The sequence below is a fragment of the Bartonella sp. TT110JLCBS genome (assembly GCF_042193405.1).
In the GTDB taxonomy this organism is placed as follows: domain Bacteria; phylum Pseudomonadota; class Alphaproteobacteria; order Rhizobiales; family Rhizobiaceae; genus Bartonella.
Genome location: NZ_JBHILT010000012.1, coordinates 54,936 through 68,600, shown reverse-complemented (window position 1 = coordinate 68,600; position 13,665 = coordinate 54,936). Strand labels below are relative to the sequence as shown.

The window sequence follows — 13,665 nt, the reverse complement described above, 5'->3', positions numbered from 1 at the left end:
TTTTTAAATAAAATGCCCCAAACATTACCAATAAAATTGTAACAAAAAATCCTATTTCAAGATTTTATTGGAAAAATAAGAAGCTTGTAAAAGTTCCTTGCTAGATAGCAGCGGCTTTCAGAGTATAATACCCCTCCCCTCACAACGATTGCAACTTTTCTTACATATTGCAATGATGTCATGTCAAAGGCTAAAGAAAGATAGAGTACATATTCTATAATCACCATTGCATAAATATCTTACACGCTTTATGCTTTTCCATGAGAGCAAAAGGAAGATGTCAATGTCATCTAAACTGACGCGTAACCAAACATTGGTTTTAAACACTTTAAAAAATGCAAAGGGGCCTTTAAGTGCTTATGCGATTCTCGACCATTTACGCGAAGAAGGTTTTCGTGCACCTCTCCAAGTTTATCGTGCGTTAGAAAAACTCGTACAGTTAAAGTGTATTCATCGTCTTGAAAGTGTAAATGCCTTTATGGTCTGTTTACACCCTGAAAACTGTCAACATGAACTTACAACGTTTATAATTTGCGAAAACTGTGGCACAGTCAACGAAATACAAAATCAAACGATTGTATCGAGTTTAAAACAGATGGTTCAAGCGGTTGACTTCCAAGCACACAAAAGCACCCTAGAAGTACGAGGTCTTTGTAAAAAATGCGCAATAAAATAAGACCTCTAACTTGAAAACAAGATCTCTAACTTGCAAGTTTATATATTTAGCATTATGTACCAGAGATCGCCTTATTGTTTGAAAAGCTCTTATCGTCTGTATATATCACCCTACCCTAGAGTGAGAGGCTTATTATACTCGTTAGAACATAAATATTGAAAGTATAAATCATGTCCATATCTGAGACAATTTTTTCAGCCAAAAATTTCAATAAAAAGCAACAAAGGAAAGTAATCAAGGCTCTTCTTATTGTCTCTGCAATTTTTGTGCTTTGGTTTAGCTATAAGTGGATAACACAATGGCGTTATATGCTCTCCACTGAAGATGCCTATGTACAAGGAGATATAGCCGCTATTGCGACTAAATTAAATGGATATATTGAAAAAATTGCTATTAAAGCCAACCAAGTTGTAAAAAAGGACGATGTTTTATTTTACTTAGACAATGGTGATTATCAAATAGCCTTAGATCAAACAGAAGCGCATCTTAACACACAGAAAAAAACACTTCTACGCATTGATGCACAAATCACAGCCGCTCATAGTGCTTTAGATGATGCAAAAGCGCAAAAAGCAGCCGCTTCAGCTATAGCAACCAATGCACAACTCACCTTAAAACGTGTAACAGAACTGAAAGCCGATCGTTATGCCCCTCAATCTGAGGTCGATGATGCCAAATCAGCTTATGAACAAGCCATTGCAAATGTTAACAGAGCAGATGCACAAATCGCTGCAGCACGTGCAAATATCCGAGTACTAGAAGCACAACGAAGTGAAACAGAAAGCCAAACAAAGAGTTTAGAACTTTCGCGTGAAAAAGCACAACGTGATCTTGATTCAACCATTATACGCGCGCCATTTGATGGAATCATAGGAAATTTAACAGCAAAAACGGGAGATTTTGTTGTAAATGGCCAACGTCTTGCAGCGTTAGTCCCCATCCATGCACTTTATATTGAAGCAAACTATAAAGAAACACAGTTGCAAAATATTCATGCGGGACAAAAGGCTTATATTTCTGTTGATGCCTTCAAAAAGGAGGTCTTTACAGGAACAGTGCTTTCTATTTCACCCGCAACAGGTGCTGTTTTTTCTCTTCTTCCTCCACAAAACGCTACCGGTAACTTTACAAAGATTGTCCAACGCATTCCCGTACGTATTTCTATTCCAGAAGAAGTCTTAAAGACCGGACATATCCGAGCAGGAATGAGTGTTTCAGTAGAAGTTGATACACGTACAAAACCACAAGATATAAGTCTCTTATAATAACAAGAAAATGACCTCATTATTATGACATCTTCAATACCAAAGCCCATACAGTCTCAAGAGCGCATAGAAATCCGTAACATTGTGATTTTCATAGTTATGGCCTTTGGCATGTTCATGGCGATTTTGGATATACAAATCGTTGCCTCCTCTTTAGCCGAAGTTCAAGCGGGGCTTACAGCAAGCTCTGAAGAAATTTCATGGGTTCAAACCTCCTATCTCATCGCTGAAGTCATCATGTTGCCCCTTTCTGGATTCTTAGGAAGATTGCTTTCAACACGTGTTTTCTTCACCATATCAGCGATCGGGTTTACGATTACTTCTGTTCTTTGTGCAACAGCAACATCTATTGGAGAAATGATTATCTATCGCGCACTACAAGGCTTTATTGGTGGTGGAATTATCCCAAGCGTTTTTGTCGCCTCTTATGTTCTTTTTCCTCCTTCCAAACGCCCAATTGTTACCCCTATTGTTGGACTAGTCGCAACATTAGCCCCCACCATTGGTCCAACGATCGGAGGTTATCTTTGTCATATCTTATCATGGCACTGGCTTTTTCTCATTAATGTGCCTTTTGGGATTATTATTTCAATTCTCGCTTGGAAGTTGATTGATTTTGATAAAGCAAATCCATCTCTCATGGCTAAATTTGACTGGTTGGGGCTCATTTCTATGGCTGTTTTTCTAGGAACTTTAGAGTATGTACTAGAAGAAGGCGCACGTCATGATTGGCTGAATGATAGGCTGGTTCGGAATTTGTTCATTATCATGATTCTTGCTGCCACCTTGTTCTTCTGGCGTGCTTTTACAGCAAAAGAACCCATTGTAGATCTCTCTACTTTTTCTAATTTTAATTTTTCAGCTGCATCCATTTTTTCCTTTTCACTGGGGATAGGTCTTTATGGACTCACGTACCTTTATCCTGTCTATTTGAGCCAAATCCGCCATTATGATGCCCTTATGATTGGAGAAACATTGTTTCTTTCAGGATTCGTCATGTTATTAACGGCTCCCCTTGCAGGATTCCTTTCAGCACGAATGGATGCACGTTTAATGATGGCAATAGGACTTTTTGGTTTTGCAATAGGCACTTGGATGGCAAGCGCTATCACAGATAAGTGGGATTTTTGGCAGCTTTTTTGGCCGCAAGTTTTCCGTGGTGCTTCTGTAATGTTATGTATGGTTCCTATTAATAATATTGCATTGGGAACACTCCCACCAGAACGAATGCAAAATGCTTCTGGACTCTTTAATCTCACACGGAATCTAGGTGGTGCTGTGGGGCTTGCCATTATCAGCACGCTCATGACAAAACGCACGGACTTCCATTATGGACGAATAGCCGAAACACTTAACCACGCAAACAGACAAGCAACTGAAATGCTTTCAAAGCTTACTTTATTGTTCAAAACAGAAACCTTTGATTCCTATACTCTTGCTCTTTCTCAATTGTTTAATATAGTCCGCATACAAGCAATGATTATGGCTTTTAGTGATATTTTCTTTATCATAACCATCATCTTTAGCGTTTTGGCATTTATGACTATTTTTCTCAGAAAAATACCACCCCTCATGGATTCACCACCAAGTCACTAAGCTTCATTAAAGTTGAAGAATATTTTTTATATCCTTATCCCTTTCCTCGATTTTTATCACTTTATCTCTTCTCAAGAGACAATATAAATTAATGTGTGATTCTCAATGATTCTTCTGATAAAAATTCTTTTGAATGCAGGCTCTTTACGCACTTTTAAAATAACTTCTCACATGCAAAATTGCTTTAGATGATAATAAACAAAGAGCTTACCTAACGTGCTCCACACTATAAAGATAAAGCAGCTATTTCTATAAGATTTTTGATTTATCACCATAGGGCACAAACGATTAAAAGATTCTTTGCCCTTCATCTCTTTTGATTCTTACAAGAATATTCATAAAAGATTTATGATTCTTGTGATTTTTATTCACGCACCTATTTTCCCTTATAATGTGTAGGATAACGTTTTTTTGATTCTGAATGCAAAATTTTATATGAGAAAATCATTTTGTATTTGATACTCTCATGCCAATTGCAAAACGATTTACCTTTATAGCAAAAAAAGTAATGATATATTTTTTTCAAAAAAGCTGCTTTTGAACATGTAATTTTATTTTTTTACACTCTTTTAAAAAAGCTGATACTTATAATTTTGATTCTACTGCTGCATATTTTTCTTTCTTAAGCCCCTTCTCTTTCAACAAGCGCTAAAATTGTATAAAATTTCTCTATTGAATCAATCAAAACCATTCCCTTGCACATAAAAAGCAAAGAAATAAAAACTGTTTAAGAAAAAAGTAAAATACCGAATCGTTTTGATGCAAGATCAACCAACGATATTGAAAACTGGAAAACTGTATGATGATACCGACTTTAAAAGAATACAAGACAACTCAAAAATCTGGTTCCTTTAATATTATAAGATAGGACGCTATTTCAAAAAATGAGCTTAAAATATATTCCTACTCACTGAACTGAAATTATCAAAAATAAGAAACCAGCCATATAATAAAATCGCAATAGAACTCCCCAAAAACTTTGTAGCGCTAAATACCTTGGCACGAGCCAAAACAATATGCTCTCCTCAATGGCAGCTGCTGAAAAACAAAATAAACACTATCTTTAAGCGACTTTATGATGCTGAAAACGATTTGAAACTTCTCGTTCTCCACTAGGAACCAAAGTGCCATAACACCCAGCAAGATAGTTTGGTATCAGTTCCAACGCTTGAAAGCGATGTTTTTCGTAAGGACCAGGCATTGCCAAATTTTCTGTTAAACTATTTGAAAAGCCAAAACGTTGATAAAATTCAAAATCCCCTACCAGCAAAATGGCGCCATATCCCAATTTTTTTGCTGTTTCAATTGCATGGCGGACTAAAATTGATCCTATTCCCATACCAGCACATTCAGCAGCAACAGCCAAGGGGCCTAAAAGTAAAGCATGTTGTGTTTCATTTTTTCCTTTAGAAAAAGAAACATGCCAAAGACGAACACTTCCCACAAGCTCTCCAAGCGCATTTTTAACCACAAAAGAAAGCCCTTGAGCAGCCAAACGACCACGACGTAAAGCCTCTGATGATTTACGTTTACGTCCATACCCCATCATTGAATCAAGCAAAATTTCTCGATAAGGCTTATCGGTTTCTTGCTCCAATAAAAGTGTAAAACATGCCCCATTTTTTGTTTGAAAATTAATCATGTTCATCTCTATAACCGCCCTCTTACAGCGCCATGACGAGCATAGCAAAAAATCAAAAAAACTATAGTTAAAAGGAAATGTCAGATCACATATGATCGTAAAGGCTCAAAGCCATTAAAAGCAACCGATGCGTAAGTTGTTGTGTAAGCACCAGTTCCATGAATCAATATTTCATCTCCTATTGTTAGGGATAGAGGAAGCGGATAAGGTGTTTTTTCATAGAGAACATCTGCCGAATCGCATGTTGGTCCAGCCAAAATACAAGGCTCCATCACCTTATCATCATGAGGTGTCTCAATAGGATAACGAATGGCTTCATCCATAGTCTCAGCAAGACCATTAAATTTCCCAATATCAAGATAAACCCATCGTACATTATCGTTATCAGCTTTTTTAGATATTAGAACAACTTCTGTACGAATAACACCAGCATTGCCAACCATCGCACGTCCTGGCTCAATAATCGTCTCAGGGATACGATTACCAAAATGCTTTTTCAATGAATCAAAAACTGCTGTACCATAAGCTTGTTCTGTCGGGACATCTTTCAAATAACGCGTTGGAAAACCGCCCCCCATATTCACCAATTTCAGTGAAATACCTTCTTGTTCCAAACGCTTAAACACTGTAGCAGCATCCGATAAAGCACGATCCCATGCACTCAGATCAACCTGCTGAGACCCAACATGAAAAGAAACACCATAGGCTTGCAAACCCAATTGGTGTGCCCGTCTTAGCACATCAACCGCCATAGCAGGAACACAACCGAATTTGCGTGACAATGGCCACTCAGCACCTTTTCCATCGGTAAGAACACGGCAAAAAACACGTGCTCCTGGAGCAACACGCGCAATTTTTTCTACTTCTTCAACACAATCAACGGCATAAAGTGAAACTCCCAGTGCATATGCCCGTGCAATATCACGCTCTTTTTTAATCGTATTCCCAAAAGAAATACGCTCTGACGTTGCTCCTGCTTTTAAAGCCATTTCAATTTCTGCAACAGAAGCCGCATCAAAAGAAGATCCTAAAGAACTCAGCAAACTCAAGATTTCAGGTGCTGGATTAGCCTTTATTGCGTAAAAAATACGAGACTGCGGCAAAGCTTTTTCAAAGTTTAAATAATTGTCACGAACAACATCAAGGTCAACAATTAAGCATGGACCTTCAGAACGATGTGTTGCAAGAAAATCGCGAATACGTTGCGTTGCCATCTGCAATTCTCCTTGAGGGAATGCTCCCCCACTCTATGCTTGGACAGCCAAAGCTACCAAAAGCTAAAGGACAAAAAACACACAACAACCATCCCCATTCTGATTACGAAAAACCAGAAATTAGCATTGCATGCAGCGAAAGAACAGCGCGAAACCGCGTTATTCTATTTTATCTGCCTTTTTGATTGGAGTTGAGAAAACCACTTCCGCACTGAAGGCAATGAGGTGTGCCTCTATAGTTATCCCAGCGTTTAAAAGCTGGAAGACACCAGAAAGGCCCGCACCGTCGTTGCTTCAAGATGTCCTCATTCTTGCAATTGGCTGTAAGAATGACTGGAGCGGTTAGTTCCAGGTACCGTACCGGTTAATCTCACCATTTGAGAACCAGCGGACACCCACAGGCACGTGCGACTTTGGGCAAGGCATCCTATAAAACGAATCCTTTCTCATTTCAATCATTTTTTTAATTTTAAACATTTTTTAATTCTTAAAGATAAAATGGGTGCAAAAAAACAACACTCTCCCCCTGCAAACAAAGTCATTCATCCACTTTCATGGGATCACTCCCCTCATGTAAAACAGCATACCCCAAACGGAATATAGTTGGGTTATATCTTCACGTATTTTCTTTAAAGAAATATTTCTTAAAGTGCTCGAGCCCATTTCGCACCAGCACCCGTAAATGATAGAATGGTACCCCCAATGAAATAATATAAAATTTATTAAACCCACTATCTTTAGGCTTCATAAAAGAGCAAGCTGATCATCATCACACACTAAGCCCCCAATGTTGTGACAGCCCTTGACATTTGAGACGATTCATAAGAAGCACATCTTCTCTTGTATTGTTTTACTCCACATGACTTTCCCCGCTTGTAACGTGGAAGAGATATGGTTTTTATTGATTCAACCATAAAAACAGGCTTGGAATGAGAAAATCATGATGATATTCATGATCTCTTATTCAAAGATGTAAACAGCCAATAATTATGAATCAATGTGCTAAATTGTTCGTAAATGACTTTGTCTATTTTAAAATGAAAAGTATTTGAAATACTCAATCCTATAAAGTCAAAGAAAGCAAACAATCTATAATGATTATTTATAAGTCAAATAATTTAACATAAACAAAAAGACCGAATAATATCCGGTCTTATAAAATATTTTTCTACCAATATTAAAAAACTCTTCTCTCTTAAATTTAAGAGAAAAACGCTACAATTTAAAGCCCTACACTGCGATATCCTTATGTCCCTTGATGAGAATCAATTGCACGCAACTTCAACAATTGAAATTGCCTATGGCGCTCACGAAAGCGCTCTCTATCGGCTTCACTACGCGTGTTATAACAAGCATCACAGGAAACACCTTCTTCATAATGAGGCGATAATTTGCTTTCAGCATTAAGAGGAGAACGACATGCGCGACACAATTCGCGACCACATTCTTCAAGACCATGTTGAACAGAAACACGTTCATCAAAAACAAAGCACTCACCCCACCATAAACTTTTCTCTTTTGGAATTTTTTCTAAATATTTTAGAATGCCACCTTTTAAATGGTAGACTTTCTCATAACCAAGATCACGAACATAAGCTGTTGATTTTTCACACCGAATACCACCTGTACAAAACATGGCAATTTTCTTTTTTTTCTTTAACTCAGCCTCATGTTTACGCACCCATTCAGGAAATTCGCGAAATGTTTTAATCTGCGGATCAATCGCTCCTTGAAAACTCCCGATTGCATATTCATAGTCATTCCGTGTATCGATTAAAATTGTCTCTTCATCTTGAATAAGAGCATTCCAATCTTCAGGATCGACATAAGTACCAACAACTTTTAGCGGATCAACCCCTTCAACCCCCATTGTCACAATCTCTTTTTTCAACCGCACTTTCATGCGATGAAAAGGCATTTTTGATGCCCATGAATATTTAATCTCGGGCGTTTGAAACGCTGGCTCAGCCGTAATAAAGTCCACCAATGCCTCAATCGCAGCACAAGAACCAGCAACTGTTCCATTAATTCCCTCTTGTGCTAAAAGGAGGGTTCCTTTGATATCCTTTGCTTGACATAAATCCTGCAAAGGTTTTTGTAATTGACGATAATGCTTCAAATCTGCAAAGCAATAAAGTGCAGCAACTTTAAAATTCTTTTCCATGTGTTTTGCCATAACGCGCGTTTCATTCAATTTCAAGATCTATTCATTTACTCTTTAACATATTGTGCTTAATCAAACGATACAAATAATATCATCTCCAAGAAGAAAAAATATCATGTGCCAAAAAAGAGAAAAGCTTTTATTATATCTCCAAGGACAAACTGTTATCCCTGTTTTGCTCATTGACAATCTACAAAGTGCTGTACCCTTAACACGCGCTCTTGTCAAAGGCGGATTAAAAACAATTGAGATCACCTTGCGAACACCAAATGCCCTCAAAGCAATTCAGACGATTACACAAGAAGTCCCTGAAGCCATTGTTGGAGCTGGAACAGTTCTCAACACGACACACTACGAACAAGCCGAACAAGCTGGAGCCAAGTTTATTGTAAGCCCCGGATTATCCAATGAATTAATCAATTGTGCAAAAAATAGTGAAATTCCCCTTCTTCCCGGAGCAATGACCCCAAGTGAACTCATGAAAGCATTAGATAAAGGCTACTCATATCTTAAATTTTTCCCTGCTGAAGCAGCTGGAGGGATTGCCTTCATCGAAGCTGCAGCATCTCCCTTCTCTGATATCCGGTTTTTCCCAACCGGTGGTATAACACAAAAAAGTGCACCACAATGGCTCCAACTGCCCAATGTCTTCTGTGTTGGAGGTTCTTGGATAGCGCCCCCAAAACTTATTGCCATAAGTGATTGGGATTCAATTACTGCATTAGCATACACAGCATCACAACTTCCCTCTCCCTCGAAAAAAGCTCTTTCTACAATATAATGTTAAAGTGCAAGAATATCAGTCCCTTCAACAAGACCAAAGCTTTCACACATTCTTGCGCAATCTTTTAACATTGCCATGGAAACACAAATCATCACCCAATCTTCATCGAGATGAATTTTGGGAAGTGCTATTGTTTCAAAAAAGCACCCACTCTCCATAACAGTCGTAATACGCCCCATATGCTCAGAAAGCTCACGAGTGGTCATAGGATAAAATTTCAACTGTTGTGCATATGCCTCACAATGAGTGGATCTTGTTGCAAAGAGGAAACAAGATCTTTTGCATAAATTAACTCATTCTTTTCGCACGTTATTTAAATAAGAACAACTTCTGAAAATTTTTCATAAATATCAGGCTCACGAATAAAGCTTGCAAAAGGAAAAACCTATACCGGTTTGAAAGAAGATAAAACATCAGCTTTCGCACTCACCCCACAAAAGCGCGCTCTACAACATAAGTTGCAGGAGCATTATTGGCCCCTTCAACAAGCCCAAAACTTTCACACATCCTTGCGCAATCTTTTAACATTGCCATGGAACCACAAATCATCACCCGATCTTCATCAGGATGAATTTTAGGAAGGCCTGTTGTTTCAAAAAAGTCCCCACTTTCCATCACAGTTGTAATACGGCCCATATGCTCGGAAGGTTCACGAGTGGTCATAGGATAAAATCTCAACTGTTGTGCATACTCTCCAATGAGTGGATCTTGTTGCAAAGAGGAAACAAGATCTTTTGCATAAATTAACTCATTCTTTTCGCGCGTTGTTTGAATAAGGACAACTTCTGAAAATTTTTCATAAGTGTCAGGATCACGAACAAGACTTGCAAAAGGAGCAACCCCCGTCCCAGTTGAAAGAAGATAAAGACGTTTTCCAGGAATAAGAGCATCAAGAACCAGCGTTCCTGTAGATTTTTTACGCATGAGAACTGTATCACCAATTTTAATTTTTTGGAGATGCTCAGTTAAAGGTCCCCCTGGAACTTTTATCGAAAAAAACTCAAGCTGTTCATCCCAAAAGGGACTTGCAATCGAATAAGCGCGATAAATCGGCTTTTCTGCATTTGGCAAACCGATCATAACAAACTCACCCGAACGAAAACGAAAACTATCCGGACGATTCAGACGGAATTTAAATAACCGATCTGTATAGTGATAAACCTCTTGGACAGTAAGGGCGAACACATTCTCAGGAATCGGAAAATTTGTAACGCTGCTGATGCTTGACGGAACATTGGTAGCAGACGTATTCATACTCTTCCCTATATCTTTATTGAACATTAAATTTCGAATCCTTAACGTGATATAGTACTTGCACAACCATCTGCCAACAATTTTCTTAAAACAAAAGTCTCACGGCTAACACTTTTATGCCAAAATTAAATAAATGAGGAAAATACGAATACAAACCCCATTCAAAGAAAAACAAAACATTGAGTATTAAACAATCTCGGTACTCTTTTCCCCTTTAACTCATAATGCATATTTCCATTGTAACGCTATAACACTCTCTCACTTGACAAAACTTATAACCAAAAACCTTAAAATAAGAGAGATAAAATTTTTGTTGAATGAGTCTAACGCGCTCTATAAGCGATAAAATTGATTTCACTTAAAACCAATCAAACACTAGAAAGTAAATATTGGATACCCAATCCATCTTGAAAACAAATAATATCCAAATCAACGAGTTTTCTAAATCAACAGTTTTTAATGTATCAAAAAGTGTTTACACACTGTTTTCCATTCAATAAAAATAATTTTAAGTACATGAGACGACATCCAAAATTGCACAGATGAATGACCTTTCCCCTCATGGTAGAAAACTTGTAATGCATTGATTTAACGTGGTTAATTTAATCATTTTACCTTCTCTACATAAGCAGCCAATGCAATATTTAATCAAAACAATCACACCAGCAACAACAGTCTAACATTGCACTCTTCAAAATGATACAATACAATAACTTATGCTTTCTTTTTTAAGATGCCTCAACGAGGGAAAATAAGTAAAAAAATAAAAATCTATGTTTTACAAATTATCAGAAGATACCGTATTGATAACAACACAAATAAAACTAAAACATCTCTTATATCCAGAGTACCATTTTACATAACAAAATGACTTTCATGGTGCATAATCCAACATGAGCTCCTTATGACTTTGACCATAGCAAATAGAGCCTTTCCCTATATCGTAAAGAACCTCAATGAAATAATCAAAGAAAACTCCGTATTTCACGAACACAGATAAGCTTTTAAAATGAACAAATACGTTAATGATGAAATAAATACATCACTCTATACAGCTGTAGCAACCGTCGACGTCAGTGCCATTGTTTCCAATTATATCACTTTAGCCAAACGTGTATCTCCAACACAATGTTCAGCAGTTGTAAAAGCAAATGCTTATGGATTAGGAGCTCACAAAATTGCTCCTGCCCTTTATCAAGCTGGTTGTCGCACTTTTTTTGTTGCCCAAATCAGAGAAGCACTCCAATTAAAAAGCACTTTACCATCAAATGTCACGATTTCTCTTCTGAATGGACTCCCACACTCAGCAGAAGAGTTTGTCGCACAATCTGGTATTGTTCCTGTTCTAAACTCTTGGAATGCCATTGAAAATTGGCAAAAAATTTGTCAAAAAAAAGATAAAAAATTTCCAGCAATTGTTCAAATCGATACCCATATGAACCGATTAGGACTGGATCAAAAAGAATTACAAAAACTCATCAAACACCCTACAATTTTCGAAAAAGCAGAAATAAAATATATTCTTAGTCACCTTTCTAACGGAGAAGATGATACTCACCCATCAAATTATGCCCAATTAACTTCTTTCAAAACTGCTCTTACGCAATTGCCAACCTGCAGAGCTTCCTTTGCCAATTCAGGAGGCATTTTTCTGGGATCAAATTTTTATTTTGATCTTGTTCGCCCCGGTATTGCACTTTACGGAGTCGCCCCCCAAGAAAAACACACATCCCTTCTAAAACCTGTTTTAAAACTTGAAGCCCAAGTTCTTCAAAACCGTGTTGTTGATGTAGGCACACCTGTTGGTTATGGAGAAAGCTTTATAACGAACAGACCAAGTACTCTTGCAACCATTTCTATTGGCTATGCAGATGGCTGGCTCCGTGCTCTTTCAAATAAAGGAGCAGTTTACTTCAATGGACACAAACTGCCCATGGTTGGACGCGTTTCTATGGATTCCATTATTGTAGATACGACCGATCTTGATCAAAAACCTCAAACAGGTGACTGGGTAGAACTCATTGGCCCCCATCAAACACTTGAAAAAGTATCTATAGATGCCAACACCCTTCCCAATGAAATTCTAACGTCTCTTGGACCACGCTATAAATACATTTACACATAAATACACTATTAAAGAAATAAACTGAATAAAAATCATTATGTTAGAAATTTAGGGAGGCTCTTACGAAAGATTTTACCACAATCAATCGCATAGAATGATCATAGACACCGTACATTCACAGAAATCTCAAAATAGACACATTGATGGATTGTTTTAGAGAAGAGGCTTACACTCAAAATACAAAAACTTAGCCTTTCTTTCATAAATTAACGAAAAAGAATATATTGCCAATTTTTTAAAATTAATAGCCCAATTAAGCCAAACTGTTAATTGGCAATTCGACATATCGAATAACAGTACTAAATATCGTAAACTTCTTTTATTTCAGCCTTATATAATGAAGCAATCAAAATCATTCGCTTGCATACCACAACCTAGACTATGTGTAGATAAAAATGATTTAAGAAAAGAATAATGCTTCTAATGAACCGCCTCAAATACCAAAGGCTGTAAGCAGCACCCACGAACTGGCAAAGTGTATGATAGTGCCAACTTCCTTCTTCATAGAGCATAAAGATTGGGGAGCTCTCAATAGATTTATCGTTGTACCATTCACAAGCGCCGTCGCGAAATGGGATTGGGAGCGAAATGTCTCTTTAAAACAAACACGTGAATTAACAACACAAGAATATTCTTTTGGGAGCGTTCTGTTTCACATGAGGGTCGTGCCCCCACTAAAAAACACAATAAATAAAAATATGGAGCAATGTGTAATCCCCATTATTTAAAAAACATTGCTTTAAATGCTTTTGAAAGCCGTAAAGCTGAATTAAAAGGAGATGTCAAACTGAGGATTGAGTTTTACCTTTACGGCTTTACATTTTCCCAAAATGAGATTGTCTTCCAGTTTCAAAGATTACGTCAACAGAAATACGCAATCCCCTCGCCCTCATCTGACAGACAAAAGCTGGAACGACTCATAAAGCTCTTTTTTTCTCAATCTCT

9 protein-coding genes and 1 pseudogene are annotated in these 13,665 nt (G+C 37.5%); 5 read left to right on the top strand and 5 right to left on the bottom strand.

The genetic code is table 11. From position 1 onward, the window contains the following. Window positions 1-283: 283 nt before the first annotated feature. The 3 genes from ACFILW_RS06295 to ACFILW_RS06285 all read left to right on the top strand — a co-directional run bounded on the left by ACFILW_RS06295 (window position 284) and on the right by ACFILW_RS06285 (window position 3,537). Window positions 284-676, top strand: coding sequence for a Fur family transcriptional regulator (locus ACFILW_RS06295; RefSeq protein ID WP_375623913.1), 393 nt, complete (start codon window positions 284-286; stop codon window positions 674-676). 170 nt (window positions 677-846) lie between these two features. Further along, the gene (locus ACFILW_RS06290) at window positions 847-1,941 is read left to right on the top strand and encodes an HlyD family secretion protein (protein WP_375623911.1); all 1,095 of its coding nucleotides are present in this window, start codon (window positions 847-849) and stop codon (window positions 1,939-1,941) included. A gap of 24 nt (window positions 1,942-1,965) precedes the next feature. Then, on the top strand, window positions 1,966-3,537 hold the full coding sequence (locus ACFILW_RS06285; RefSeq protein ID WP_375623909.1) for a DHA2 family efflux MFS transporter permease subunit: 1,572 nt from the start codon (window positions 1,966-1,968) through the stop codon (window positions 3,535-3,537). Window positions 3,538-4,600: 1,063 nt separating this feature from the next. Here ACFILW_RS06285 and ACFILW_RS06280 read toward each other — a convergent pair. From ACFILW_RS06280 to ACFILW_RS06270, 3 genes are all read right to left on the bottom strand, one after another. After that, window positions 4,601-5,185, bottom strand: a complete 585-nt coding sequence (locus tag ACFILW_RS06280; RefSeq protein WP_375623907.1) for a GNAT family N-acetyltransferase — start codon at window positions 5,183-5,185, stop codon at window positions 4,601-4,603. Between the two features lie 74 nt (window positions 5,186-5,259). Further along, a complete protein-coding gene (locus ACFILW_RS06275; RefSeq protein WP_375623905.1) occupies window positions 5,260-6,393 on the bottom strand; it encodes a type III PLP-dependent enzyme in 1,134 nt (377 codons plus the stop codon). Between the two features lie 1,246 nt (window positions 6,394-7,639). Beyond that, window positions 7,640-8,557 carry a rhodanese-related sulfurtransferase gene (locus ACFILW_RS06270; RefSeq protein WP_375623917.1) on the bottom strand — a complete coding sequence of 306 codons (918 nt, stop codon included), beginning with the start codon at window positions 8,555-8,557 and terminating at the stop codon, window positions 7,640-7,642. A gap of 115 nt (window positions 8,558-8,672) precedes the next feature. Here ACFILW_RS06270 and eda point away from each other — a divergent pair, with 115 nt between their 5' ends. Then, a complete protein-coding gene (gene eda, locus ACFILW_RS06265; RefSeq protein ID WP_375685363.1) occupies window positions 8,673-9,338 on the top strand; it encodes a bifunctional 4-hydroxy-2-oxoglutarate aldolase/2-dehydro-3-deoxy-phosphogluconate aldolase in 666 nt (221 codons plus the stop codon). Window positions 9,339-9,340: 2 nt separating this feature from the next. Here eda and ACFILW_RS06260 read toward each other — a convergent pair. Together ACFILW_RS06260 and ACFILW_RS06255 are read right to left on the bottom strand one after the other, a co-directional pair. After that, a pseudogene (locus ACFILW_RS06260) lies at window positions 9,341-9,726 on the bottom strand (ferredoxin--NADP reductase); the annotation flags it as partial. A gap of 41 nt (window positions 9,727-9,767) precedes the next feature. Beyond that, window positions 9,768-10,595 carry a ferredoxin--NADP reductase gene (locus ACFILW_RS06255; RefSeq protein WP_375685362.1) on the bottom strand — a complete coding sequence of 276 codons (828 nt, stop codon included), beginning with the start codon at window positions 10,593-10,595 and terminating at the stop codon, window positions 9,768-9,770. Between the two features lie 1,009 nt (window positions 10,596-11,604). Here ACFILW_RS06255 and alr point away from each other — a divergent pair. Beyond that, window positions 11,605-12,720, top strand: coding sequence for an alanine racemase (alr, locus tag ACFILW_RS06250; RefSeq protein ID WP_375623899.1), 1,116 nt, complete (start codon window positions 11,605-11,607; stop codon window positions 12,718-12,720). Window positions 12,721-13,665: the final 945 nt, after the last annotated feature.

Coding starts and splice junctions, on each gene's coding strand:
- ACFILW_RS06290 (WP_375623911.1), top strand. CDS start 847: ATGTCCATATCTGAGACAATTTTTTCAGCCAAAAATTTCAATAAAAAG.
- ACFILW_RS06270 (WP_375623917.1), bottom strand. CDS start 8,557: ATGGAAAAGAATTTTAAAGTTGCTGCACTTTATTGCTTTGCAGATTTG.
- ACFILW_RS06285 (WP_375623909.1), top strand. CDS start 1,966: ATGACATCTTCAATACCAAAGCCCATACAGTCTCAAGAGCGCATAGAA.
- ACFILW_RS06255 (WP_375685362.1), bottom strand. CDS start 10,595: ATGAATACGTCTGCTACCAATGTTCCGTCAAGCATCAGCAGCGTTACA.
- ACFILW_RS06295 (WP_375623913.1), top strand. CDS start 284: ATGTCATCTAAACTGACGCGTAACCAAACATTGGTTTTAAACACTTTA.
- ACFILW_RS06280 (WP_375623907.1), bottom strand. CDS start 5,185: ATGAACATGATTAATTTTCAAACAAAAAATGGGGCATGTTTTACACTT.
- alr (WP_375623899.1), top strand. CDS start 11,605: ATGAACAAATACGTTAATGATGAAATAAATACATCACTCTATACAGCT.
- eda (WP_375685363.1), top strand. CDS start 8,673: ATGTGCCAAAAAAGAGAAAAGCTTTTATTATATCTCCAAGGACAAACT.
- ACFILW_RS06275 (WP_375623905.1), bottom strand. CDS start 6,393: ATGGCAACGCAACGTATTCGCGATTTTCTTGCAACACATCGTTCTGAA.